Below are 25,219 nucleotides of genomic sequence, written 5' to 3'. Positions count from 1 at the left end.
GCCCCTGGAATCATCGATGACCGACCAAGCTGCCCCGGCGCTGAAGGAAATTTTCAACGTCGAACGCCTGCAACACATCGCCAGTGAGATGACGGCGGTGTACCCGACGTTCGACGCCAAGGGCTTCCTCAAGCACGCCAAGGCCGGGCTGGCCGAGTTATCGGTGATGCAGCGCATGGCGCGGGTCAGCGAGAGCCTGCATGCGGTGATCCCGCTGGACTACCCGCAAACCCTCACGCTGCTCTACGCCTTGGCGCCACGCCTGAACAGTGGGTTTGTCAGCCTGTTTTTGCCGCACTACGTGGCGAGCTATGGGCGGGATGACTTCAAGCGCTCCATGGCCGCCCTTAAATACTTCACGACGTTTGGCTCCGCCGAATTCGCCATTCGCCACTTTCTGCTGCACGACTTCCAGCGCACATTGGCGGTGATGCAGGCGTGGTCGCAGGATGACAACGAACACGTGCGCCGCCTGGCCAGCGAAGGGTCGCGGCCGCGCTTGCCCTGGTCGTTTCGCTTGGCCGAAGTCCAGGCTGACCCTGAGCTGTGCGCGTCGATCCTCGACCACCTCAAGGCCGACACCAGCCTGTACGTGCGCAAGTCCGTGGCCAACCACCTCAACGACATCACCAAGGACCACCCGGAGTGGGTGCTCAGCCTGATCGAAGGCTGGAACCTGGAGAACCCTCACACCGCCTGGATCGCCCGCCACGCCCTGCGCAGCCTGATCAAGCAAGGCAATATGCGCGCATTGACCCTTATGGGTGCAGGCGCCAAGGCCGAAGTGAAGATCCACCATCTCATGGTCACGCCAGCGGTGATCAACCTCGGCGAACGCATCAACCTGTCCTTCACCCTGGAATCCACGGCCCCGGCCCCACAGAAGCTGGTGGTGGATTACGCCATCGACTACGTGAAGAGCACCGGCCACGGCTCGGCGAAGGTGTTCAAGCTCAAGGCGTTCAGCCTGGGTGCCGGAGAGCAGCAGCACATTCGGCGCGAACAGCACATTCGCGACATGACCACCCGCAAGCATTACCCTGGCCGGCATGTGGTGCATGTGCTGGTGAATGGGGAAAGGCTGGGGAGTGCCGAGTTTGAGTTGCGCGCCTGACCGGGTTCAGTGATTCCACACAAATCCAATGTGGGAGCAGTATTGATCCGGTTTCTTCAGTTGGTTTCGCCCAGCAACAAGCCTTGCTCGCGCGCGCACAACTCCACCACGTAGTCCCACAACACCCGCAGCCGCACCGACTTATGCAACTCCCGGCGCGAGCTGATCCAGTAACTGCGCTGGATCCCCTCCCCCGGCAGCAACGGCACCAGCTCCGGGTCGCCGGCTGCCATGAAGCACGGCAACACCGCAATGCCCAACCCGGAGCGCGCCGCCTGGTGCTGGGCGATCACGCTGGTGCTGTGGAACACCACCTTGGGGTTGCGGCAGAAGCTGCTGAGGAATTTGAGCTCCTGGCTGAACAGCAGGTCGTCCACGTAATCGATCCACGCATGCGCCGCGAGGTCTTCGCGTTTTTCGATCGGCGGGTTGCGGTCCAGATAGGCACGGCTGGCATAGAGGGCCAGGCGGTAGTCGGTGAGTTTGCGTGTGACCAGTTGATCGACGCTCGGGCGTTCGAGGTGGATGCTGATTTCCGCTTCGCGGTTGAGGATGCTGACAAAGCGCGGCACCGCCAACAGTTCCACTTCCAGGCCGGGGTAGCGGTCGAACAGGCCGCCCATGCGGCTCGCCAGGAACATCACGCCCAACCCTTCGGCCACCCCGAGGCGGATCTTGCCCAGGGGCGCGGCGGAGTGGGTCAGTTCGTCTTCGGCCAGCAGCGCGACGTTTTCCATGGCTTCAGCGTGCTTGAGTAGCGCTTCGCCGGCGGGGGTCAGTTCGTAGCCCTGGGCATGCTGCACGAACAGTGCGGTGCCGAGGCTTTTCTCGATCGCCTCGATATGCCGGGCCACGGTGGCATGCGTGGTTTTCAGGCGTTGCGCGGCGGTAAGCAGGCGGCCGCTGCGCTGCAACTCAAGAAAGTACCGCAGGTCGTTCCAGTCGAACATGACGCCTCCATTGAATGAGCCTCGGCTACGCTGTTTAAAAACGCACAGCAGCTGGGTAAAAACTAACATTTTTAAGACGAAAACTAACAACTAGGATGGAACCAATAAGAAAAACAAGCGAGGCCTCAGATGCCCTTTGCAACGGCTGAATACGATTACATCGTGGTAGGCGCTGGCCCCGCGGGCTGCCTGCTCGCCAATCGACTGTCCGCCAACCCCGCCCATCGCGTGCTGCTGCTTGAAGCCGGCGGCCGCGACAATTACCCCTGGATCCATATCCCCGTCGGCTACCTGTTCTGCATCGGCAACCCGCGCACCGACTGGTGCTTCAAGACCGAAGCCCAGGAAGGCCTGCAAGGCCGTGCGCTGAGTTATCCACGCGGCAAGGTGCTGGGCGGCTGTTCGTCCATCAACGGCATGATCTACATGCGCGGCCAGGCCCTGGACTACGACGGCTGGGCGGCAGAAGGCAACGCAGGCTGGACCTGGAAAGACGTGCTGCCGCTGTTCAAGCAAAGCGAAAACCACTTTGCCGGCAACTCGGAGTTCCATAGCGACGGCGGTGAATGGCGGGTCGAGCAACAGCGCCTGCACTGGCCGATCCTCGATGCGTTCCGTGACGCAGCGGCGCAGAGCGGCATTGCCAACCTCAATGATTTCAACCAGGGCGACAACGAAGGCTGCGGCTACTTCCAGGTCAACCAGAAAGCCGGGGTGCGCTGGAACGCAGCCAAGGCGTTTCTCAAGCCGGTCCGCCAACGCCCCAACCTCACAGTGCTGACCGACGTGGACGTGGACCGCGTGCTGCTGGAAAACGGCCGCGCCTCCCAGGTGGTCGCGCGTCAGCACGGCCAGCAGGTCAGTTGGAAAGCGCGCAAGGAGATTGTGCTGTGCGCCGGCTCCGTGGGTTCACCGGGCATCCTGCAACGCTCCGGGATAGGTCCCTCCAACGTGCTCAAGCCATTGGGCATCGAGGTACTGCACGAGTTACCGGGCGTGGGCGGCAACCTGCAGGATCACCTGCAACTGCGGCTGATCTACAAGCTGGAAAACGCCCGCACCCTCAACCAGATCGCCGGCACCGTATGGGGCAAGATGGGCATGGGCCTGCGCTACCTGTACGACCGCAGCGGCCCGCTGTCGATGGCGCCCAGTCAGCTCGGCGCATTTGCCCGCTCGGGCCCGGAACAGGCCTCGGCCAACCTTGAATACCATGTGCAACCGCTGTCCTTGGAGCGCTTTGGCGAACCGCTGCATGCGTTCCCGGCGTTTACCGCCTCGGTCTGCGACTTGCGCCCGCAAAGTCGCGGGCGCATCGACATTCGCTCGGCCAACCCGGCGGATGCACCGCTGATCCGGCCCAACTACCTCAGCCATCCGGAAGACTTGCGTGTGGCCGCCGATGCGATCCGCCTGACCCGCCGCATCGTTGCCGCACCGGCCCTGAGCCAGTTCAAGCCGGTGGAATATCTACCGGGCGACTCGCTGCAGACCGAAGAGGAACTGCACGAAGCCGCCGCGCGCATCGGTACGACCATCTTCCACCCGGTCGGTACCTGCCGCATGGGCAGCGATAAAGAGGCGGTGGTCGATGCGCAACTGCGGGTGCATGGCGTCCCTGGGTTGCGCATCGCCGATGCGTCGATCATGCCGCGCATTACCTCCGGCAACACCTGTTCACCGACGCTGATGATCGCGGAGAAAGCCGCGCAGCTGATCCTTTCGCCGCCTACAAGGAGTCTCGCCCCGGAGAAAGAACTGGTTCATGCAATCTGAATAGCGGCGCCAAACCTGGCGCCGACAGTGGAACAACAATAAATAATCACTGTGAGGGCTACCCGATGTCAGAACATGCTCAACCCCTGGGCGCGTCTATGGACGCGAGCACCCGCAACGACTCAAAGAAGGTCATCTTCGCCTCGTCCCTGGGGACGGTGTTCGAGTGGTATGACTTTTTCCTCTACGGCGCCCTGGCGGCGGTGATCAGCAAGCAGTTCTTTGCCGGGGTCAACGACACCACGGCGTTTATCTTCGCCTTGATGGCCTTCGCGGCCGGCTTTGTGGTGCGACCGTTCGGGGCACTGGTGTTTGGCCGGTTGGGCGACATGATCGGGCGTAAATACACCTTCCTCGTCACCATTATTTTGATGGGCGTGGCGACCTTCTGCGTCGGGCTGTTGCCGACCTACGCCAGCATCGGCATTGCGGCGCCGATCATCCTGATCGTGCTGCGCATGCTCCAAGGCCTGGCACTGGGCGGTGAATACGGCGGCGCGGCGACCTATGTGGCCGAGCATGCGCCTGCGGGCAAGCGCGGGTTTCACACCAGCTGGATTCAATCCACCGCGACCCTCGGCCTGTTGCTCTCACTGCTGGTGGTGCTGGCCTGCCGTTACTTCACCGGTGACCAGTTCGAAGTGTGGGGCTGGCGCATTCCATTCCTGTTTTCCATCGTGCTGCTGGGCATTTCCACTTGGATCCGCATGAGCCTGCATGAGTCGCCGGCGTTCCTGAAAATGAAAGAGGAAGGCAAGGTCAGCAAGGCGCCGATCCGCGAGTCCTTCGGCAAATGGGAGAACCTCAAGATCGTGCTGATCGCCCTGTTCAGCATCAACGGCGGCCAGGCGGTGACCTTCTACGCGGCGCAATTCTACGTGCTGTTCTTCCTCACGCAGTTCCTGAAAATGGACCCGGCCCTGGCCAACATGTTGTTGATCATCAGCGTGGTGATCGGCGCACCGTTCTTTATCTTCTTTGGCTGGCTGTCGGACAAAGTGGGCCGCAAGCCGGTGCTGATGCTCGGCCTGCTACTGGCCACCGTGCTGTACTTCCCGATCTTCAAGAGCCTGGCGCACTACACAAACCCGGCGATGGACCAGGCCAGTCGCCAGGCACCGATCACCGTACTGGCCGATCCGGCGACCTGCACCTTCCAGTTCGACCCGGTGGGCAAGGCGAAATTTGACAGCCCATGCGACAAGGTCAAGACCTTCCTGGTCAAGCAAGGCCTGCCCTACAGCAGCGCCGTGGCACCTGCCGGCAGCCCGGTGCAGGTGAGCGTGGGTGACGTGCGTATCGACGGCTTTGACGAAAAAGCCCTGCGTGGCGCCGTGACCCTGGCCGGCTACCCGTCTTCGGCGGATGTGGCCCAGGTCAACAAGACCATGGTGGTGGTGCTGATCGTGGCGCTGATCCTGATCGCCGCCATGTGCTACGGCCCGCTGGCAGCGCTGATGGTGGAACTGTTCCCGACGCGCATCCGCTACACCTCGATGTCCCTGCCCTACCACATCGGCAACGGCTGGTTTGGCGGGTTCCTGCCGACCGTGTCGTTTGCCCTGGTGGTGTACACCGGCGATATCTTCTACGGCCTGTGGTACCCGGTGGTCGTGACAGGGGTGAGCCTGATTGTGGGGATGGTCTGCCTGAAAGAAACGCGGCATGTGGATATTGATAACAACTGACCCGTAACAGCGGATTTTCAACCACTGAAGACCGCCTGTGGGAGGGGGTTTGCCCCCTCCCACATTTATTCCCCAGCGCCTACATAAATTGCTGTACATCCATACAGATAACAGTTGCTCAAATCCCTCAGACTAAGCATCCTGCAAGGCATCAACCCAATCTGATGTGATGACCATGCGGCTGTACCTCTGTGAAAAACCCTCCCAGGCCAAGGATATTGCGGCCGTGCTCGGCGCCAGCCGCCGGGGCGACGGTTGCTGGCTGGGCAATGGGGTCACAGTCACCTGGTGCATCGGCCACCTGTTGGAAACCGCCCCGCCCGATGCGTACGATGCCAAGTACAAACGCTGGGTGCTGGCCGACCTGCCCATCGTCCCGGAAAAATGGAAGATGCTGGTCAAACCCAAGACCGCCAGCCAATTCAAGGTGGTCAAGCGCCTGCTGGGCGAAGCCCAGGAATTGGTGATCGCCACCGACGCCGACCGTGAAGGCGAGATGATCGCGCGCGAGTTGGTGGAGCATTGCCGCTATCGCGGGCCGATCCAACGGCTGTGGCTGTCGGCGCTCGACGATGCCTCGATTCGCAAGGCCCTGGCGGCCCTCAAACCCGGCGCCGAGACCTTCAGCCTGTATCACTCGGCCCTGGGCCGCTCCCGCGCCGACTGGTTGATCGGCATGAACATGAGCCGCCTGTTCACGCTGCTCGGGCGCCAGTCCGGTTACCAGGGCGTATTGCCCGTAGGTCGGGTGCAGACGCCGACCCTGCGCCTGGTGGTGGACCGCGACCGCAGCATTGCGGATTTCGTGCCGGTGGCTTACTGGGCCATCGATGTCGACCTGCACCACGAGCGCATGACTTTCACCGCCCAATGGCGCGCGGCCGAGGAGGCCTGTGATGACCAGGGCCGCTGCCTCAACCCGCAACTGGCGCGTGACGCCGCCGATGCCATGGCCAATGCCGCCACGGCGCGACTGGTGAAGCTACGCACCGAACGCATGCGTGAGGTCGCGCCCCTGCCCTTCGACCTCGGCACCCTGCAGGAAATCTGCTCCAAGAAACTCGGCCTCGGCGCGCAGGAAACCCTGGATATTGCCCAGTCGCTGTATGAAACCCACAAAGTCATCACCTACCCCCGCAGCGATTGCGGCTACCTGCCGGTTAGTCAGCACAGCGAAGCACCGAAAATTCTGGCTGCGCTGGGACGCGCTGATACAGCGGTAAACGCATTGATGCCGCATATCGATCCCCAGCGTCGCTCGCGGGCGTGGAACGACGCCAAGGTCAGCGCCCACCACGGCATCATCCCGACCGGTGCCGGCAAGGAGGTCGGGCAACTGACCGGTAAGCATCGTGCGGTGTACACATTGATTCGCGCGCGCTACCTGGCGCAGTTCCTGCCCAACCATGAATACGATCGCACCCAAGCGGATTTCGACTGTGCGGGCCAAGCATTGCGTGCGGTGGGCAAAGTGGTGATCGAGCCGGGTTGGAAACGCGCCCTGCCCGAAGCCCTCGCGCCGACCAAGGGCCGTGAAGCGCCTGTGCCGCAGGCATTGCCGACATTGGTGCAGGGCCAGGATTACGCGGTGGCCAAGGTCAACCTCAAGGACCTCTGGACCCAACCGCCCAAGCCTTTCACCGAAGGCGACCTGATCAAGGCGATGAAAAACGTCGCCAAGCTGGTGGAAGACCCGCTGCTCAAGCAAAAGCTCAAGGACACCACCGGCATCGGCACCGAAGCCACCCGCGCCGGGATTATCCAAGGGTTGCTCGACCGAGGTTACCTGGTGAAGAACGGCAAGGCGCTGTCGGCGACACCGGCGGCGTTCAGCCTGATCGACGCGGTGCCCCGCGCCATCGCCGACCCTGGCACTACCGCGATCTGGGAGCAGGCGCTGGACATGGTACAAAGCGGCGAAATGAGCCTGGAAGAATTCGTCGCCAAACAGGCGGCCTGGATGAGCAAGCAGGTGGCGCGCTGCAATGGCATGCGCATGACCATCACCGGCCCGGCCAGCCCGGCAGGTCGAGGCGCCACGCCGTGGAAAAACAAACGCAAGAGCGCGCCACGCAAGACGACAGCCAGCCCCAAGCGGGCAAAAAAGCCGACAAATGCTGGGTGAATACTGAAAAAAACCGGCGAATGACGCTTTTCGACGGGTTTAACGCCGCTTTGGACCTTGCCTCGGCGTGGGCCGTCTAGGATTCTGTAAGGGGACCCTGACTAACTCACAACAACACCGGAGTGGCCGCCATGAAAACCGTTGCACAAGTGCTCAAAAGCAAGGACCAGAAAAACCAGGAGGTCCATACCATCAAACACGACCACACCGTGTTTGAAGCACTGGTCCGGATGTCGGAGAAAAACGTCGGGGCCTTGCCGGTCATCAAGGAAGGCGTGGTGGTAGGGATCATCAGCGAACGTGATTACGCACGTAAAATCATGCTTAAGGGTCTATCGTCGGTCACCACAAAAGTGCATGAGGTGATGAGTTCTCCGGTGATCACCGTCGACTCCCATAAAAAGGTCGATGAGTGCATGAACATCATGACCGACAGTCACCTGCGTCACCTGCCGGTGGTCGAAGACGGCAAACTGCTGGGCCTGCTGTCCATCGGCGACTTGGTCAAAGAAGCCATCGCCGACCAGGCTGACCTGATCAAACAGCTGGAGCAGTACATCCGCGGCGAATAGGGGACCCCATGCTCGACACGCTGGAACATCAAGAGGAGCACCTCGACACCCTGCACCGGGCCATGGCCGAACGGCGTTTTCTGGTGTTGACCGGTGCGGGGATCAGCACGTCGTCGGGCATTCCCGATTACCGCGACAGCGAAGGCGTGCGTCGAGGCCGGGCACCGATGATGTACCAGGAGTTCCTCGCCACCCCGCAGGCACGTCGCCGTTACTGGGCACGGGCGATGCTGGGGTGGCCAAGGGTACGCATTGCGCAACCGAACCAGGCACACCTGGCATTGGCAACCTTGCAGCAGCGCGAGCGCATCAGCGGGCTGATCACACAAAACGTCGACACCCTGCATGATCAGGCCGGCAGCCACGATGTGATCGAACTGCACGGCAGCCTGCATTGGGTGCTGTGCCTGGACTGCCAACAGCGCAGCGAGCGCGGTGTGATCCAGCGGCAGATGGAAATCGACAATCCCTATCTGGCGCAAGTCCATGCGGTGCAGGCCCCGGATGGCGACACCTTGCTCGACACGGCCTTTGAAGAACACTTCCAGGTCCCCCACTGCCCCCATTGCAATGGCGAGCGCTTGAAGCCGGATGTGGTGTTTTTTGGTGAGAACGTCGCGCCGGCGACAGCGGCCAAGGCAATGGCTGCGGTAGGACGTGCCGAGGGGTTGCTGGTGGTAGGGTCATCGCTCATGGCCTATTCGGCGTTTCGCTTGTGCAAGGCGATGGTCGACCACGGCAAGCCCGTGATTGCCATCAACCTGGGCAAGACCCGGGGGGATGAACTGCTGCAGGTGAAGATCGAGGCATCGTGCGAGCGGTTGTTGCCGTTGTTGGTCGATCGACTCGGCTAGCACAACCACATTGAACGGTGTTGAGTTTGCCCTCTCAGTCTCGCGACCCACCGCACAAAAAATGACGCTCAAGTCACGTTCTCCCGCATTCTCCCGTCCCCACAGCAATTTATGTAGTGAGAAAAAATAATCACTACATAACCGTTGACGTAACGTTTTTGTCCTTGCATTATCGAGACGTCTCCCGGATCGGGAGCGTTGGCAACCAGCGTTTTGAACAAGCTCGTCTGACCGCCGAGCTGTTTTTTCCGGATGTGCACTGCCCACAAGGCGGATTGATGAAGCTGACCGGCCCAAAGGGCTCGGTACAAGGCGCTCAAATGCGGCTTGTCTTTGTTATGAAAGCATTGCGTAGCAGTTCATCAGCAAGACTACATGCATCAGGTTCAAGACCCTGCCCGTATTCGGCAGACCGTTGCTGACGCCCGGTTTTCGCAACCGGAGACAACTAACGAAGTTTTAACGAACCAACTGATAGATCGCCAACTGGTCAAGGGGCTTACACATGAATCTGAACAACCAACCAACTATCGATGAATTGGCTGAGATGTTCGCAGCGCAGAAAGACACACTCGACGACCATATCCTGTGGATTGGCAAATCGGGCGAAGTGCAACTTGACTGCCTGGAGCCCAATACCGAAGAGGCCGAGTTCGACCGCAATCACCGTGAACTGGCAGCGCGCCTGAAGGTTTACCGTCGCGGCCAGGGTTATGTTGGTAAGAAAGCGGCAGCCGATCGTAATTTTATCGAGCAAGTCTTCCACACACTTAACACCGAATGGCAGAACCTCAAGGGCCAATCGCACGTTAAGGTAATTGATAGATACTGCTGATAAAAAACTAATTAACACATTAAGTCCGCCCGGTGAGCCGAGCGGACTTTTTTATTGCCATCGTTATTCTGTTATCAACAACAGCCGGTGCCTGCAGTGATCAGAGCGGAAACCGGCCTTTCGCGGCCTCATCCTGAAAAATATCAAACAACGCCTGCGCCGCCGCTGACAGCTCATGCCCCGGCTTGGTCAATACCCCAATCGGTCGCTCGATCACCGGGTCGGTCAAGGTGATGCAATGAGCACCCGCCTCTTCCATCTGCCGTGCGCACAACGCGGGTACCGCGCTGACGCCAAGCCCGCTGGCAACCATCTTGCCCACCGTCGCCAATTGATGGCTTTCCAGTGCGACCGGCAGCTTCATCTTTAGAGCGCCCAAGTGTTCTTCCAGCATCAACCGTACCGTGGACGGCCGTTGCAAGGTGATGAACGGCTGCTCCAGCAAGGTTTTCCAATCGATTTCGGCACACCCCGCCAACGGCGAATCACCGGGCACCACAGCGATGAAGCGATCCAGGTACAACGGCGTGAACGCCAGCGACGACCCTTCTGACGGCTCGAACGCCACGCCCAACTCCACCTGGCGGTCACGCACCATCTCCAGCACCTGCTCGTTGATCAAGTCATGCACCGTCACGTTCACCTGCGGGTAACGTGCGCGGAATATCTTCAGGATCGGCGGTAACAAGTTGCCCGCAAACGACGGCATCGCCGCGACCGTGACCCGCCCACGCTGCAGCGTGAACCGTTGGCGCAGCTCATCCTCGGCGTTGTCCCAATCGGCAATCAGCCGGCGTGCCAGCGGAAGCAGGGATTCGCCTTCGGGTGTCAGCGCTACATTGCGCGTATTGCGGCTGAACAGGCGCCCACCCAGGCCTTCTTCAAGGCCCTTGATGGTCAGGCTCAACGCCGACTGGGAAAGGTGCAGGCGCTCGCAGGCGGCAGCAAAACTCAGGCTCTGGGCCACGGCGAGAAACGCGCGCATCTGTTTGACGGTCATGAGGTTGCTCCGGGCGGCGGGTCGACTATGCTGTTTTCTAAATCAATCAACCTTAAAAAACAACTTAACAAATCAATCCGTCGGAGCAACACTCGGTTCATTGGCTGGCCCACACACAAGAAAAAGAGGTGCATATGGCAGGTTTCGATAAACGCGTGGCGTCCTATGAAGAAGCGCTGGCAGGCCTGGAAGACGGCATGACCGTGCTCTCCGGTGGTTTTGGCCTGTGCGGCATTCCGGAAAACCTCATCGCCGAGATCAAGCGCAAAGGCACCCGCGACCTGACCGTGGTGTCCAACAACTGCGGCGTCGACGGTTTTGGCCTGGGCGTGCTGCTGGAAGAAAAGCAGATCAGCAAGGTGATCGCCTCCTACGTCGGCGAAAACGCACTGTTCGAGAAGCAATTGCTCAGCGGCGAAATCGAAGTGGTGCTGACCCCCCAAGGCACCCTGGCCGAGAAAATGCGCGCGGGCGGTGCCGGCATTCCCGCTTTCTTCACCGCTACCGGCGTCGGCACCCCGGTCGCCGAAGGCAAGGAAACCCGCGAATTCAACGGCCGCCCGTACCTGATGGAAGAATCCATCACCGGTGACTTCGCCATCGTCAAAGGCTGGAAAGCCGACCACTTCGGCAATGTCATCTATCGCCACACCGCTCAGAACTTCAACCCGCTGGCCGCCACCGCCGGCAAGATCACCGTGGTCGAAGTCGAAGAAATCGTCGAACCGGGCGAGCTGGACCCGGCGCAGATCCACACCCCTGGCATCTACGTCGACCGGATCATCTGCGGCACGTTCGAGAAGCGCATCGAACAGCGCACCGTGCGCAAATAATCCGCCCCCAGCCCGAACAATAAGGACTCATAAAATGGCGCTTACCCGCGAACAAATGGCTCAACGCGTCGCCCGCGAAATGCAGGACGGTTTCTACGTGAACCTGGGCATCGGCATTCCGACCCTGGTCGCCAACTACATCCCCGAAGGCATGGAAGTCATGCTGCAATCGGAAAACGGCCTGCTCGGCATGGGACCGTTCCCGACTGAAGAAACCATTGATGCCGACATGATCAACGCCGGCAAACAGACCGTGACCGCGCGCATCGGCGCGTCGATTTTCTCCTCGGCCGAGTCCTTTGCAATGATCCGTGGCGGCCACGTCGATCTCACCGTGCTCGGTGCGTTTGAAGTCGACGTAAACGGCAACATCGCCTCGTGGATGATCCCGGGCAAGCTGGTCAAAGGCATGGGTGGCGCCATGGACCTGGTGGCCGGTGCAGAAAACATCATCGTGATCATGACCCACGCTTCCAAGGACGGTGAATCCAAGCTGCTCAGCCAATGCAGCCTGCCGCTGACCGGTGCGAACTGCATCAAGCGTGTGCTGACCGACCTGGCGTACCTGGAAATCGAAAATGGCGCTTTTGTCCTCAAGGAACGCGCACCTGGCGTCAGCGTTGAAGAGATTGTGAGCAAGACCGCCGGTAAACTGATCGTCCCGGACCACGTTCCAGAAATGCACTTCCAGTGAGGACAGATCCCATGCAAGACGTCGTGATTGTTGCTGCCACCCGCACCGCCGTGGGCAGCTTCCAGGGTTCGCTGGCGAATATCCCGGCCCCCGAACTGGGCGCCGCCGTGATCCGTCGCTTGTTGGAGCAGACCGGCCTGGACCCGGCCGAAGTGGATGAAGTGATCCTCGGCCAAGTGCTCACCGCCGGCAGCGGCCAGAACCCGGCGCGCCAGGCTTCGATCCTTGCCGGCCTGCCCCACGCCGTGCCGAGCCTGACCTTGAACAAAGTCTGCGGCTCCGGCCTCAAGGCCCTGCACTTGGGCGCCCAGGCCATTCGTTGCGGTGACGCCGACGTGATCATCGCCGGCGGCATGGAAAACATGAGCCTGGCCCCCTACGTACTGCCCGCCGCGCGCACTGGGTTGCGCATGGGCCACGCCAAGATGATCGACAGCATGATCACCGACGGCCTGTGGGATGCGTTCAACGATTACCACATGGGCATCACCGCCGAGAACCTGGTCGACAAATACGGCATCAGCCGAGAAGCCCAGGACGCGTTCGCCGCGGCTTCCCAGCAAAAAGCCGTCGCCGCCATTGAGGCCGGGCGGTTTGCCGACGAAATCACACCGATCCTGATTCCCCAGCGCAAAGGCGACCCGGTGGCCTTCGCCGTGGATGAACAGCCGCGCGCCGGCACCACCGCCGAGTCCTTGGCCAAGCTGAAACCGGCCTTCAAGAAAGACGGCAGCGTCACCGCCGGCAATGCCTCCAGCCTCAACGATGGCGCCGCTGCGGTGCTGCTGATGAGTGCCGACAAAGCCAAGGCCCTCGGCCTGCCGGTACTCGCGCGCATCGCCAGCTACGCCAATGCCGGCGTCGACCCGGCCATCATGGGCATCGGTCCGGTTTCGGCCACTCGCCGTTGCCTGGACAAAGCCGGTTGGAGCCTGGGCGACCTGGACCTGATCGAAGCCAACGAAGCCTTCGCCGCGCAATCCCTGGCCGTGGGCAAAGAGCTGGAATGGGACACCGACAAGGTCAACGTCAACGGTGGCGCCATCGCCATCGGCCACCCAATCGGCGCCTCAGGCTGCCGCGTACTGGTGACCCTGCTGCATGAAATGATCAAACGCGATGCCAAGAAAGGCCTGGCGACCCTGTGCATCGGTGGCGGCCAAGGCGTAGCCCTGGCCCTAGAACGCAGCTGATTGTAGTGAGCGGGCTTGTCCCGCGCTGGGCCGCGAAGCGGCCCCAATAGGCCGCCGCGTTTTTCAAGTAAAGCGCGGCGTCAGGTGTTGGGGCTGCTTCGCAGCCCAGCGCGGGACAAGCCCGCTCACTACAGGTCAGTCAGAACGCGGCACCGCAAACACCGCATTCGCCCGCGCCACCACCTTCTCCCCCACCTGCAGGCTCACCGTCGCAAACGCCATCTGCCGCCCGCGCTTGTGATGTTCCAGGCGCACCACAATCCACTCCCCCACCTGCACCGCGCCCAGGTAATCCAAGGTCATGCTCGCGGTAATCAACGGCAGTGGCGGCTCGCTGGAAAACGCCATTGCGTAACCCATGCCGATATCCGCCAGGGTCGCCAACACCCCGCCATGCACCGTGCCCCGTCCATTGGCGTGGCGATTGTCGGCCCGCAGGCCGATTTCCAGTTGCAGGCCCTCCCCCCGGCAATACGCAGGGCCCAGCAAATCAAGCAGCGGGCTGCTGCGGGGCAGCGAGACAAAACCTTCGGGTATGGCGTGGGCGATCATGGCGATTTCTTCCTTTGAGTCAGGCTTGAGGTGTACGCCAGGCCACCCACGGCAGCCATCACCATCAACCGCGCAAATCCCCCACGATGCTTTGCGTTAATCCGCCAGACCCGCTTTAATCGCCGTCAAATCCCCCCTGATCCCAAGGAACAGCAATGCGCCACCTGGACGGCAAACCAAAACCCTACCTGTTGCTCCTGCTGGCAGCGTTGGCCGTTGCAGGCTGTTCGCCCAAGGACCACTCCCGCGCCACGGTGATCAACGGCGAACAGGGCCGGGCCGGGGCACAACTGGCCTACGAGCACGAGCTGAGCCTGGCCCTGCCCGGCGCTCTGCTCGCCCCTCGTATGCAGGCCACCCGCGAGGCCTGCGAAACGGCACGCTTCGGTGCCTGCAATATCCTCGGCATCACCGAAGACAGCAGCGGCGGCCAGATCATCCTGCGCATTGCGCCGACGGGTGTGGAGCCGATCGTTGCGATGGCCGCAGAAGGCGGCAAACTCGGCCAGCGCATAACCACCGCCGAGGACCTGGCCGATGCCGTCGCCGACGTACACCGCCGCCAGGACCGTCTGCAAGCCCAACAACAACGCCTGGATGAGTTGGCCAAACGCAAGGACATCACCGTCAGTGACCTGATCGTCTTGAGCAAGGAACAGGCCGCTATCGAAAACGAACTCCAGGAGCTGGCCCAGGTTGCCGCCGGCCAGCAACGTCGTCTCGACACCAACCGTGTGACGCTGAATTTCCGCTCCTCTGACGGCGCCAATCAGCAGTCACGCTTCAGCCGCATGTTCAGCAACCTGGGCGACAACCTGGTGGAAGGCACAGCCGACGCCCTGGAACGGTCAAGCTATGTGTTGCCGTTCGTGATCCTGGCGTTTCCGGTCGTGTGGTTGTGGGTGTGGTTGTGGCGACGCTTTGTGGTGAGGAGCCGTCCTGGGGTGAACGGGCTTGCCCCGCGCTGGGGTGCGAAGCAGGCCCAGAGTGAGCCGCCGAGTGATGCCTGATAGACCGCATCGTACTTGATGGGGGGCGCTACGCACCCCAGCGCGGGGCAAGCCCGCTCACCACAGGAAGCCCACTCACCACAGGAAGCCAGCTCACCACAGCAAGCCTGCTCACCACAGGAGCCCGCTTACCACAGGAGCCCGCTCACCACACAGTTGATCAGCGTTTCATGCAACGCTGATACCGCTCATCCACGCGCTTGGCGAACCATGCGGTGGTGAGGTTGCGGGTGATCTTGGGGCTCTTGAGCACGATGCCCGGCAGGATCGCCCGTGGCATCGGTTTGCCCGCGGCCTTGTCAGCCAGGGCAAACACGCGCTTGTAGAGCGTGGTGTCCTCGAAATCCAGTTGCTCACCCTGCTCCAGCTGGCTGCGGATGCTGGGGTTGCGCATATCCAGCTTCGCGCCCAATGAGCGCACCGCCAATTCGGTGGTGCCGGGGAGCAACGAACCATAGCGAATCAAATCTCCATCCAGCGCCAACTCGGTACCCGAGGCACGGCTGACCGCGGCCTGGAACGCGGCATTGCGGCTGGCGTACCAACCGGCATTGAAGTCAGCAAAACGGTACAGCGGCTGGTCATAGTTCACCGGGTAACCGAGCAAATGCGCGATGCCGAAGTACAGGCCGCCACGGCGGGTGAAAACTTCGCGGCGAATAGTGCCGTCCACCGTGTAGGGATAACCGCGTGCCTGTTTCTGCGCGAAGTCGATACTCACCTGCATCGGGCCTGCGGTGTGCACCGGGTTGAAACCGCCAAACAGTGTATTACCCAGGGGCACCATGCTGATGAAGTCATCGAAGATGCCACTCAGGTCCTTCTCCGTGCGTGCCGCGTTCAGGCGGTCGGTGTAGGTCTTGCCGGTGGGCGAACTCAGTTGCAGCGCGCTGCGCACGACAAACGCCGGCACGTGGATTTTTCCGGCACGCCGCAGGATCTCATCCTGGGCGATCTTGCCCATGTTCGGCACGGGCGGGTCGACTTGGTACGTAGATTCCTGCTCGGTCACCGCCAGCACGGCGCAGATATTTTCCGTGCTGGGATAGATTTTCTGGGTGTCGAAGGCGGTGTAGATGTCTTGGGCCCAACCGTTGCGGTCCGAGACGTTAGCCGGCAGCAGGCGCACGATCTGCGCCTTCACCTCGGTCTCGCTGCGCTCCGGCTGTTGCGGGTTGCGTGTTGCAGAGCAACCGGCCAGCACCAGCAAAGTGGCAAGGCACAGGATCAGGCGGCTTGAATACATGGGGTTTCCTTGGAGGGCGGCGGGCCGGGCGTTGCAGATATCGACCGGTAAGTCTAACCAGGGTTCGCCGCCCTGGCGTGCTCGCCAGTCAATCACAAACGTGACAGGATCTGTCATCGACCATTCGTACACGGAGTTTGAATGCCATGCTCAGCCTGAACTTCTTCATCACCTGCCTGATCGTCGTGCTAATTCCCGGCACCGGCGTGATTTTTACCGTGTCCACAGGCCTCACCGCCGGCAAGCGTGCCAGTGTGTTCGCCGCGCTGGGCTGTACCGCCGGGATCATCCCTCATTTACTGGCTTCGATTCTCGGCCTGTCCGCCCTATTGCACACCAGTGCATTAGCGTTCGATATGCTGAAGTACGCAGGCGTCGCCTACCTGTTGTACGTGGCATACGCCACCTGGCGGGATCGCTCGGCGTTTGCGGTCAGCGACACCCCTACGCTTTCAAGTGCGTGGACCCTGATGTTGCGCGGCCTGTTGATGAACATTCTCAACCCGAAGCTGACCATTTTCTTCCTGGCCTTCCTGCCCCAGTTCGTCACGCCAGGCAGCACGGCCCCTGCCCTACACATGCTGGTGCTGAGCGCTGTATTCATGGCGATGACATTTGCAGTGTTCGTGATGTATGGCCTGCTGGCCAATGTGTTTCGCCGCGCAGTGATCGAGTCGCCACGGGTGCAGAACTGGCTGCGCCGCAGTTTTGCGGCGGCCTTTGCGGGGTTGGGCTTGAACCTGGCGTTTGCGCAACGCTGATAAACACTGCAATCAAATAATGTGAGAGCGGGCAAGCCCGCTCCCACATTTAGACTTGCGGTGTTTTCTAGATCCCGGCCAGTGCCAGGTCCATCGCGAAGTAGGTGAAGATCAAGTCCGCGCCCGCGCGCTTGATCGAGCCCAAGGTCTCACGCACGACACGGTCCTCATCAATCGCACCGGCCTGGGCGCCGAACTTGATCATCGCGTACTCGCCGCTCACCTGATACGCCGCCACCGGCAGGCGCGAGGCTTCGCGGATGTCGCGGATGATGTCGAGGTAGGCACCGGCCGGCTTTACCATCAGCGCATCCGCGCCTTCCTGCTCGTCGAGCAGCGATTCGCGCACGGCTTCGCGGCGGTTCATCGGGTTCATCTGGTAGCTTTTGCGGTCGCCCTTGAGCGCACTGCCGCCGGCTTCGCGGAACGGGCCGTAGAGGGCCGAGGCGAATTTGGTGGAATACGCCATGATCGGGATATGGGTGAAGCCCGCTTCATCCAGGGCACGGCGAATCGCCTGGACCTGGCCGTCCATCGCCGCCGACGGGGCGATGACGTCGGCACCGGCACGCGCAGCGGCCACGGCTTGCTTGCCGAGGTTGACCAAGGTCGCATCGTTGTCGACATGGGCGCCGTGCATCACGCCACAGTGGCCGTGGTCGGTGTATTCGCAGAAGCAGGTATCCGACATCACGATCATTTCTGGCACGGCGTCCTTGATGATCGAAGACATGCGCGAAACCAGGCCGCGCTCTTTCCAGGTGTCGCTGCCGCTGGCATCCAGATGGTGGGACACGCCAAAGGTCATCACCGACTTGATACCGGCACGCGCGTAGCGCTCGATCTCACCGGCCAGTTTCTTTTCAGGAATACGCAGCACGCCCGGCATACTGGTGATGGGCACGAAGTCGTCGATGTCTTCTTCGACGAAAATCGGCAGCACCAGGTCGTTGAGGGTGAACTCGCTTTCCTGGAACAAACCACGCAGCTCCGGAGAGCGGCGCAGGCGGCGTGGACGGGCTTGGGGGAACTGGCTGGTCATGGATATCCTGAAAAAGTGGCAGAAAACTTTAGGGCGAAAGCTTATGCCCCAGGCCCCGGCAGCACAAACGCCAAGGGGCCAACAGTGTATTGCGTGTGCCGTAACAATTTATTGATCTAGAGCCGTACATGCCCTTCGATGCACACCGCAACCGCGCCACCGACCCAGATTTCATCGCCCTGGCGCTCAACGTGAATCCGCCCCGCCCGTCCTATGGCCGTGCCCTGGCTGACCACATAGCGCTCGGGCGCCAGGCCCTCGCTGAGCAACCATTGGGCCAGCCCGGCGTTCAAGCTGCCGGTGGCCGGGTCTTCCTGCGCGCCATCGCCTGCGATAAAGGCACGCACTTCGAACTGCGCGTCCACATCGTCGCGAGCGGGGTCACACGGCGCAATCACGCCCACCGCCAAACCGAGCAGTTGCGAGTAATCCGGTTGCAGGTCCAGCACCTGGTTTCGATCGGCCAACATCACCGCCAGCCAGCCCGCGCCATTATCGACCCACTGGCTGCGCACAATGGCGTCGGGCGCCAAGTGCAACGCCTGACGCACGCGCTCTATCACGGCGGCCTCGACCGGCCCGGAACGCAATAATGGCGGTGCGATAAACGCCAGTTCATCGCCCTGGCGACGGATACGCACCAGGCCGATTTCGCACTCCTGGATGATCTCCTCGCCGCGTGGAATACCGCCTGCCTGTAGCCACGCGTGGCAACTGCCGAGCGTCGGGTGCCCGGCGAAGGGCAGTTCCTGCAGGGTGGTGAAAATTCGCACCCGATAGTCAGCCCTGGGGTCGCGGGGGGTCAGCAGGAACGTGGTTTCGCTGAGGTTGGTCCAGTTGGCAAAATCCGCCATCTGCTGGTCGGACAGGCTGTCAGCATCGAACACCACCGCCAATGGGTTGCCTTTGAGCGACACGCGGCTGAATACGTCCAGCTGTTTGAAATCGAAAGTCTGCATGTTTCAACTCGGAATGTTAAGGCCACGGATCACGGCTGGCCGCGCTACAAAACCGTCCAGCGCGCGCAGTACATTGGGGAAGTCGGCAATGCCCACCAGGTCGCCGGATTCATAGAAGCCGATCAGGTTGCGAACCCACGGAAAGGTGGCGATATCGGCGATGCTGTAGGCGTCGCCCATGATCCAAGTGCGGCCCAGCAGGCGTTTTTCCAGGACGTCCAGCAGGCGCCGGGACTCAGCGGCGTAGCGGTCGCGAGGGCGCTTGTCTTCGTAGGCCTTGCCGGCAAATTTGTTGAAGAACCCCAGTTGGCCGAACATCGGGCCGATACCGCCCATCTGGAACATCAGCCACTGGATGGTTTCATAACGGGTGGCCGGGTCTTCGGAAAGCAGTTGGCTGGTTTTCTCTGCCAGGTAGATCAGGATCGCACCGGACTCGAACAGCGCCAGCGGCTGGCCGCTGGGGCCATTGGGGTCAATGATGGCGGGGATTTTGTTGTTGGGGTTCAGGGACAGGAACTCGGGAGACAACTGGTCCTGCGTCTCGAAGCTGACTTTATGCGCCTCATAGGGCAGGCCCAGTTCTTCGAGCATGATCGACACTTTCACCCCGTTGGGCGTGGGCAGCGAGTACAGCTGCAAACGCTCGGGATGTTGAGCCGGCCATTTGCTGTTGATCGGGAAAGCGGCAAGCGGGTTCATTGGGAAGTCCCTGGGCAGAAAGCCCCATCATAATCATACGCACGGTGTCCTGCATGGGTCATCAATGCGCAACATCGGCTGGCTATTATCCCTCGCAGGCGAACCAATACGCCTATGGGCACTCTCAAGTGCGCTCGTCCGGTGAATGGAGGCACCTCGCTACATCGACAGGGAACACCGCAGGACGCTGGATGCGTACTGGGCCGGGCTTGTCCGCCTTAATCCGATGCACTGAAGACTCGACACTCATGACAATCAAGCCTCTGTGCCTTGCGCTGCGCCTGAAACGATATTCATACATTATGTTACCGCTGCTGCTGGCAGGCGGCGCTGTCGGCCTGACCCTGGAATCGCGCATCAGCAGCGCCGATCCGGTGGATGGCGTACAAACCCTGGTTTTCCTGCGCCACGGCGAAAAACCCGTCGGTGGCCTGGGCCAACTCAATTGCCAGGGCCTCAACCGTGCGATGAACCTGGCCACGGTGCTCCCGGAAAAATTCGGCAAAGCCAATTTCGTCTTTGCGGCCAACCCGACACGGAATGTCGAGGAAGGCGAGCTAGACAATTCCTACAGCTATATTCGGCCCCTGATGACCATCAGCCCCAGCGCCATCAAGTTGGGCCTGCCGGTGAACATCAAGTTTTCCGCGAATGACACCAGCGCACTCGCCGACGAACTGGTCGAGGACAAATACCACAACTCCATCATCTACACCGCCTGGTCCCACGGCTACCTGCCGGAGTTGATCAACAAGGTGGCCAGTGAAGCGTCGGGGGAAAAACACACCATCACCCACGACTGGTCCGGCAGCGACTACGACACGCTGTATGTGTTGACGCTGACGTGGCACAACGGCAAGGCCTCGCTGCTGAGCCGCAACTACAAGCAAGGCTTGAACAACGGCGAGGAAACCTGCCCGCCCCCCTCCCAGGTGAGTGCCGATAGCTGACAGCGTATGATGCTGCGTTATTGACTCATCTGCGGACCCTCTCCATGCCCAACCTTGCCTCAACCCAGCCCAACCGGGGCTGGTCGTTCTGGTGGAAACCAGCGCTGTTCCTGCTGGTCACCTGTGTCGGTCTCTACTACGTGAAGTGGTCGCCCTACTACTTCAAGGCCTTCGTGGCCGCCGATAACCACAGCATTGGCGCCTCGATTCTCAACGATCAGCCAAGCTCGCCACTGGCGGCCGCCCTGGCGTATGCCCAGGTGTACTTCCTGGCAATCTGGAAGGCCGCCGTCCTGGCGGTGATCCTTGGCTCTCTCCTGCAAGTGCTGATCCCCCGCGACTGGTTGCTGCGCCTGTTCGGCCGTGCCGGGCTGGGTTCGACCCTGCGTGGCGGGCTGTTCGCCCTGCCGGGGATGATGTGCAGTTGCTGCGCGGCACCCGTAGCGGCCGGCATGCGTCGCCAACGGGTATCGGTGGGCGCGGCGCTCGCGTTCTGGATCGCCAACCCCGTGCTGAACCCGGCGACGCTGGTGTTCATGGGTTTCGTGCTGGGCTGGGGCTTCACCGCATTGCGGCTGGTGGCGGGCCTTGTGCTGGTAGTGGGCGTGTCCCTGGTGGCGCAACGCATTGCACGCCCGGACCAGGTGCCGGAGGTGGCATTGGAGGCAGTGGCCGAGGTGAGCGCGGTTGACTCCGAACCTTTCCTGGGCCGTTGGCTGCGCACCCTGTGGCAGTTGTTCTGGAGCACCATCCCGGTGTACATCCTGGCCGTGTTGATCCTGGGCGCCGCGCGGGTGTGGCTATTCCCCCATGTCGACGGGGCCATGGCCAACAGCCTGGTGTGGCTGGTGCCGCTGGCGATTGTCGGCACGCTGTTCGTGATTCCCACCGCCGCTGAGATCCCCATCGTACAAACCATGATGACCCTGGGCATGGGCACCGGCCCGGCCGTCGCCTTGCTGATGACCCTGCCGAGTGTGAGCCTGCCGTCACTGCTGATGCTGCGCAAGGACTTCGATGCGCGGGTGCTGGTGACGGTGGCTGGGTTGACGATGCTGGTGGGGGTGGTGTGTGGGTTGATCGGCGCGGCTATCCTCTGATCAGGGCGCGCTCGCGCAAATACGCCACCACGGCGCCCTGCTCCCCTGCGAACTCGATCCGTGCGCCTTTGCTTTCACGCTGGAAGGCGTACATCGGGTCGTAATATTCACGCAGAAGCCCTTCGATCCAGGCGCGATGCAGGTCCACATCACCGCTGCGGGCCTGCTCCGCCAAAGCCGATTGCAAGATCGCCTGCAACCGCTGGAAGCGTTCGCCGCCCAGACGTTTATGGATATTGCCCAGGCTCTGGGTCAGGCGCTCGGCAAACAGCGCCTGGCCGGCGTCGCCGAATACCTCGATAAATTCGGCGCACAGGTCCACCACATAGTCGCGCAGGATGCGCTCGACCCGCCCTTCTACGCTGTCTTGCAGCCACACCATCGGGAACGTTTGCATGCCCTTGTGCAACACCAGCGGCAGCGCGCAACTGCCGATCATGCGGCTTTCATCCTCGACCACGAACTGCTCGATACCGGCGGCACGCTTTTTCAGCAGGTCCACGGCCAGGCGATTTTCGAAAGCGATGTTGGACGGCTGCGCCGTCGCGCGTTTGCCGAAGCTGGAGCCGCGATGGTTGGCGTGGCCTTCCAGGTCCAGGGCATTACGCAACTGGCCGAGAACCTCGGTCTTGCCGGTGCCCGTCATACCGCCCAGCAGCACGAAGTCACACTGCGTCGCAGCGTGCTCGACGGTCTCCAGCAAAAAGGTGCGCATGGCCTTGTAGCCGCCACCGACACGCGGATATTCAATGCCGGCTTCGGTCTTGAGCCATTGCTGCACGATCTGCGAACGCAACCCACCACGAAAACAGTAAAGGTAGCCCTCGGGGTTGGCCTGGGCGAAACGTGCCCATTGTTCGATGCGTTCGGCCTTGATGGCGCCCGACACCAGTTCGTGCCCAAGCACGATTGCGGCCTGCTGGCCTTGCTGCTTGTAGCAGGTGCCGACGCGCTGGCGTTCGTCGTCGGTCATCAACGGCAGGTTGATCACCCCGGGGAACGCGCCCTTGGTGAACTCGATCGGCGCACGGGTATCCATCATCGGCCGGTCGTTGAGGAAAATGTCGCGGTAGTCGGTGATATCAGTTGCCATCAAATCACCTCAACCGCGTGGGTCTGTCGCTCGACCAGCTCACCGATAGGCTTCAAGACCAGGCCCAGCTCAGCCGCCACGGTGTGAAAGTGCGCGTCCCCCTCGGGCGTGACGGCGATCAACAGGCCTCCGCTGGTCTGCGGGTCGCACAGTACGCGCTTGTGCAGCTCCTGCAGGCGCCCGAGTTTGCTCGAATAGCTGTCGAAGTTACGCAAGGTGCCACCGGGCATGCAGCCCTGGTCAAGGTAGTCTTCGATCCCGGCCAGGCGTGGGACGTTGTCGTATTCGATGCGCGCCGTCAGACCGCTGCCGTCAGCCATTTCCACCAAGTGACCCAACAGACCGAAACCGGTGACGTCGGTCATCGCCGTCACACCCGCCAACTTGCCGAAACGGCTGCCGGGCTTGTTCAGGGTGCACATCCAGTCGCGGGCCAGGCCGATGTCCGCCTCGCGCAGCTTGCCCTTTTTCTCAGCGGTGGTGAGGATGCCGATGCCCAGGGGTTTGGTCAGGTACAGCCGGCAACCGGCGGTGGCGGTGTCGTTGCGCTTCATGTGGCGCTTTTGCACCAGCCCGGTCACGGCCAGGCCGAAGATCGGCTCCGGGGCATCGATGGAATGCCCGCCGGCCAGGGGGATGCCGGCTTCGTCACACACCGAGCGGCCGCCACGGATCACTTCGCGGGCAATCTCCGGCGCCAGCACGTTCACCGGCCAGCCCAGAATGGCGATGGCCATCAGCGGATCGCCGCCCATGGCGTAGATATCGCTGATGGCATTGGTGGCGGCAATCCGACCGAAATCGTAAGGATCATCGACAATCGGCATGAAGAAGTCCGTGGTCGAGACCACGCCGCGCTCGTCATCGATGGCGTATACCGCCGCATCGTCACGCGAGGCGTTGCCCACCCACAGGTTGGGGTCAAGGTTCTGTGCGCCGCTGCCGGCGAGGATCACTTCCAGCACCTGGGGCGAAATCTTGCAGCCGCAACCCGCGCCGTGGCTGTACTGGGTGAGGCGAATCGGCTCGTTCATGGTGGACCTCAAGGTAACAAGTGGACGGATTCTACCAGACAGCAAAAGGCCGGCTGGGCTCTTGTGAGCGCAGCCGGCCTTTGGGTTTCAGGCGTTACTGGCGGGCAGCGAGCAAACGCTTGTGGCGGTTACGCCGGGCAATGTTCAAGCATTCAATCGCTGCGGAGAACGCCATGGCCGCGTACACGTAGCCTTTAGGCACATGGGCACCGAAGCCTTCGGCGATCAGGGTCATGCCGATCATGATCAGGAAGCCCAGGGCAAGCATCACGACGGTCGGGTTGTCGTTGATGAACTTGGCCAACGGCTCAGCCGCCACCAGCATCACGATCACCGAGGTCACTACGGCAATGATCATGATCGGCAAGTGCTCGGTCATGCCCACGGCGGTGATGATGCTGTCGATGGAGAACACTAGGTCGAGCAACAGGATCTGCCCGATGGCGGCGGCGAAACCGATGGCGACCGTATTGCCGACGCTGGCCTTCTCTTCGGGCTCCGGGTCCATGCTGTGATGGATCTCGGTGGTCGCCTTCCACACCAGGAACAAGCCACCGGCGATCAGGATCATGTCTTTCCACGAGAAGCCTTGGCCGAACACTTCGAACACCGGCGTGGTCAGTTGCACGATGAACGCGATGGTGCTCAACAGGCCCAGGCGCAATATCAACGCCATGCTGATACCGATACGGCGCGCCTTGGCCCGATGCTTCTCCGGCAATTTGTTGGTGAGGATCGAGATAAAGATCAGGTTATCGATGCCCAGCACGATTTCCATGACGATCAAGGTGGCCAGGGCAACCCAGGCAGTGGGGCTGGCAGCCAGTTGTAAAAGGTAATCCATAGGTCAGTCCTGACGTTGTACGGGGAAGTTAGGCTTCTTTGCTGTTCGATTCAGACTCGTTTTCTTCCTGATCATCCTTTTTTTGTGGCGTGATCAGGCCGTTTGTCGCTTCACTCAACGCCTGCTCGGCGGCCTTGTGGGTGTCATCGATCGCTTGCTTGGCCGACTCGGTGGCTTTGCCCAGCACCTGCTGCGCACTTTTCTCGACCTGATCGCAACCGCTGATCACCACCAATGAAAGCGCAAGCAGCGCTGCCGTGCCCAGGGAATTGAGTTTCATGATGTCTTCCTC

25 protein-coding genes are annotated in these 25,219 nt (G+C 61.4%); 14 read left to right on the top strand and 11 right to left on the bottom strand.

Annotated features, from left to right (window positions below; genetic code table 11):
- Positions 1-16 precede the first annotated feature (16 nt).
- Positions 17-1,114 carry a DNA alkylation repair protein gene (locus ACI512_RS14190; RefSeq protein ID WP_236378601.1) on the top strand — a complete coding sequence of 366 codons (1,098 nt, stop codon included), beginning with the start codon at positions 17-19 and terminating at the stop codon, positions 1,112-1,114.
- A gap of 56 nt (positions 1,115-1,170) precedes the next feature.
- On the opposite strand, the gene ACI512_RS14185 is transcribed toward ACI512_RS14190, so the two are convergent.
- Entirely contained in the window at positions 1,171-2,064 is an 894-nt protein-coding gene (locus ACI512_RS14185; RefSeq protein WP_236378599.1) for a LysR family transcriptional regulator, read from the bottom strand.
- 129 nt (positions 2,065-2,193) lie between these two features.
- Between ACI512_RS14185 and ACI512_RS14180 the strand changes: the two genes are divergently transcribed.
- The 6 genes from ACI512_RS14180 (at position 2,194) to ACI512_RS14155 (ending at position 9,914) form a co-directional block, all read left to right on the top strand.
- Positions 2,194-3,840, top strand: a complete 1,647-nt coding sequence (locus ACI512_RS14180; RefSeq protein WP_250948299.1) for a GMC family oxidoreductase — start codon at positions 2,194-2,196, stop codon at positions 3,838-3,840.
- 65 nt (positions 3,841-3,905) lie between these two features.
- Positions 3,906-5,528: an MFS transporter gene (locus ACI512_RS14175; RefSeq protein ID WP_236378595.1), complete on the top strand. Its 1,623-nt coding sequence runs from the start codon at positions 3,906-3,908 to the stop codon at positions 5,526-5,528.
- Positions 5,529-5,703: 175 nt separating this feature from the next.
- On the top strand, positions 5,704-7,653 hold the full coding sequence (locus ACI512_RS14170; RefSeq protein ID WP_250948300.1) for a DNA topoisomerase III: 1,950 nt from the start codon (positions 5,704-5,706) through the stop codon (positions 7,651-7,653).
- Between the two features lie 131 nt (positions 7,654-7,784).
- Entirely contained in the window at positions 7,785-8,225 is a 441-nt protein-coding gene (locus ACI512_RS14165) for a CBS domain-containing protein (protein ID WP_236383704.1), read from the top strand.
- Positions 8,226-8,233: 8 nt separating this feature from the next.
- A complete protein-coding gene (locus ACI512_RS14160) occupies positions 8,234-9,079 on the top strand; it encodes an NAD-dependent protein deacetylase (protein ID WP_236383705.1) in 846 nt (281 codons plus the stop codon).
- A 505-nt stretch (positions 9,080-9,584) separates the two neighbouring features.
- On the top strand, positions 9,585-9,914 hold the full coding sequence (locus tag ACI512_RS14155) for a hypothetical protein (protein ID WP_012723392.1): 330 nt from the start codon (positions 9,585-9,587) through the stop codon (positions 9,912-9,914).
- A 100-nt stretch (positions 9,915-10,014) separates the two neighbouring features.
- Here the strand turns inward: ACI512_RS14155 and ACI512_RS14150 are convergent, their stop codons facing one another.
- Positions 10,015-10,914 carry a LysR family transcriptional regulator gene (locus tag ACI512_RS14150; protein ID WP_236383706.1) on the bottom strand — a complete coding sequence of 300 codons (900 nt, stop codon included), beginning with the start codon at positions 10,912-10,914 and terminating at the stop codon, positions 10,015-10,017.
- A gap of 134 nt (positions 10,915-11,048) precedes the next feature.
- Here ACI512_RS14150 and ACI512_RS14145 point away from each other — a divergent pair, with 134 nt between their 5' ends.
- The 3 genes from ACI512_RS14145 to ACI512_RS14135 are packed head-to-tail and all read left to right on the top strand — an operon-like array spanning position 11,049 to position 13,634.
- A complete protein-coding gene (locus ACI512_RS14145) occupies positions 11,049-11,747 on the top strand; it encodes a CoA transferase subunit A (RefSeq protein ID WP_010211319.1) in 699 nt (232 codons plus the stop codon).
- A gap of 34 nt (positions 11,748-11,781) precedes the next feature.
- Positions 11,782-12,441, top strand: coding sequence for a CoA transferase subunit B (locus ACI512_RS14140; RefSeq protein ID WP_038851304.1), 660 nt, complete (start codon positions 11,782-11,784; stop codon positions 12,439-12,441).
- An 11-nt stretch (positions 12,442-12,452) separates the two neighbouring features.
- A complete protein-coding gene (locus ACI512_RS14135; protein ID WP_102061020.1) occupies positions 12,453-13,634 on the top strand; it encodes an acetyl-CoA C-acetyltransferase in 1,182 nt (393 codons plus the stop codon).
- Between the two features lie 135 nt (positions 13,635-13,769).
- On the opposite strand, the gene ACI512_RS14130 is transcribed toward ACI512_RS14135, so the two are convergent.
- Entirely contained in the window at positions 13,770-14,186 is a 417-nt protein-coding gene (locus ACI512_RS14130) for a PaaI family thioesterase (protein WP_236383915.1), read from the bottom strand.
- Between the two features lie 155 nt (positions 14,187-14,341).
- Between ACI512_RS14130 and ACI512_RS14125 the strand changes: the two genes are divergently transcribed.
- On the top strand, positions 14,342-15,196 hold the full coding sequence (locus ACI512_RS14125) for a DUF4349 domain-containing protein (protein WP_405121849.1): 855 nt from the start codon (positions 14,342-14,344) through the stop codon (positions 15,194-15,196).
- 160 nt (positions 15,197-15,356) lie between these two features.
- Here the strand turns inward: ACI512_RS14125 and ACI512_RS14120 are convergent, their stop codons facing one another.
- The gene (locus tag ACI512_RS14120; RefSeq protein WP_236380282.1) at positions 15,357-16,442 is read right to left on the bottom strand and encodes a DUF1615 domain-containing protein; all 1,086 of its coding nucleotides are present in this window, start codon (positions 16,440-16,442) and stop codon (positions 15,357-15,359) included.
- Positions 16,443-16,588: 146 nt separating this feature from the next.
- On the opposite strand from ACI512_RS14120, the gene ACI512_RS14115 reads away from it, so the two are divergent.
- Positions 16,589-17,203: a LysE family translocator gene (locus ACI512_RS14115; RefSeq protein ID WP_231808110.1), complete on the top strand. Its 615-nt coding sequence runs from the start codon at positions 16,589-16,591 to the stop codon at positions 17,201-17,203.
- A 67-nt stretch (positions 17,204-17,270) separates the two neighbouring features.
- On the opposite strand, the gene hemB is transcribed toward ACI512_RS14115, so the two are convergent.
- From hemB to ACI512_RS14100, 3 genes are all read right to left on the bottom strand, one after another.
- Positions 17,271-18,245 (bottom strand): porphobilinogen synthase, encoded by a 975-nt coding sequence (gene hemB, locus ACI512_RS14110; RefSeq protein ID WP_231808109.1) that lies wholly within the window; start codon positions 18,243-18,245, stop codon positions 17,271-17,273.
- Positions 18,246-18,361: 116 nt separating this feature from the next.
- On the bottom strand, positions 18,362-19,204 hold the full coding sequence (locus ACI512_RS14105; RefSeq protein ID WP_236380281.1) for a PhzF family phenazine biosynthesis protein: 843 nt from the start codon (positions 19,202-19,204) through the stop codon (positions 18,362-18,364).
- 3 nt (positions 19,205-19,207) lie between these two features.
- Positions 19,208-19,906, bottom strand: coding sequence for a glutathione S-transferase N-terminal domain-containing protein (locus tag ACI512_RS14100; protein WP_012723384.1), 699 nt, complete (start codon positions 19,904-19,906; stop codon positions 19,208-19,210).
- A gap of 248 nt (positions 19,907-20,154) precedes the next feature.
- Here ACI512_RS14100 and ACI512_RS14095 point away from each other — a divergent pair, with 248 nt between their 5' ends.
- Both ACI512_RS14095 and ACI512_RS14090 read left to right on the top strand, forming a co-directional pair.
- Positions 20,155-20,856 (top strand): histidine phosphatase family protein, encoded by a 702-nt coding sequence (locus ACI512_RS14095; RefSeq protein WP_236380280.1) that lies wholly within the window; start codon positions 20,155-20,157, stop codon positions 20,854-20,856.
- Between the two features lie 44 nt (positions 20,857-20,900).
- Entirely contained in the window at positions 20,901-21,956 is a 1,056-nt protein-coding gene (locus tag ACI512_RS14090) for a permease (protein WP_236380279.1), read from the top strand.
- On the opposite strand, the gene mnmH is transcribed toward ACI512_RS14090, so the two are convergent.
- From mnmH to ACI512_RS14070, 4 genes are all read right to left on the bottom strand, one after another.
- Positions 21,946-23,049: a tRNA 2-selenouridine(34) synthase MnmH gene (mnmH, locus tag ACI512_RS14085; RefSeq protein WP_231808105.1), complete on the bottom strand. Its 1,104-nt coding sequence runs from the start codon at positions 23,047-23,049 to the stop codon at positions 21,946-21,948. The two genes, ACI512_RS14090 and mnmH, sit on opposite strands and share 11 nt — an antisense overlap.
- On the bottom strand, positions 23,049-24,083 hold the full coding sequence (gene selD, locus ACI512_RS14080; RefSeq protein WP_236380278.1) for a selenide, water dikinase SelD: 1,035 nt from the start codon (positions 24,081-24,083) through the stop codon (positions 23,049-23,051). The genes mnmH and selD overlap by 1 nt, the downstream gene beginning before the upstream one ends.
- Positions 24,084-24,177: 94 nt before the next feature.
- Positions 24,178-24,927, bottom strand: a complete 750-nt coding sequence (locus tag ACI512_RS14075) for a TerC family protein (protein ID WP_064055477.1) — start codon at positions 24,925-24,927, stop codon at positions 24,178-24,180.
- Between the two features lie 28 nt (positions 24,928-24,955).
- Positions 24,956-25,207, bottom strand: a complete 252-nt coding sequence (locus tag ACI512_RS14070; protein ID WP_012723381.1) for a hypothetical protein — start codon at positions 25,205-25,207, stop codon at positions 24,956-24,958.
- Positions 25,208-25,219 lie beyond the last annotated feature (12 nt).

It is taken from the genome of Pseudomonas petroselini, from assembly GCF_045037875.1.
Taxonomy (GTDB): Bacteria; Pseudomonadota; Gammaproteobacteria; order Pseudomonadales; family Pseudomonadaceae; genus Aquipseudomonas; species Aquipseudomonas petroselini.
Note: the sequence above shows the minus strand (reverse complement) of the source record. Positions and strands in the feature narration are given on the sequence as shown.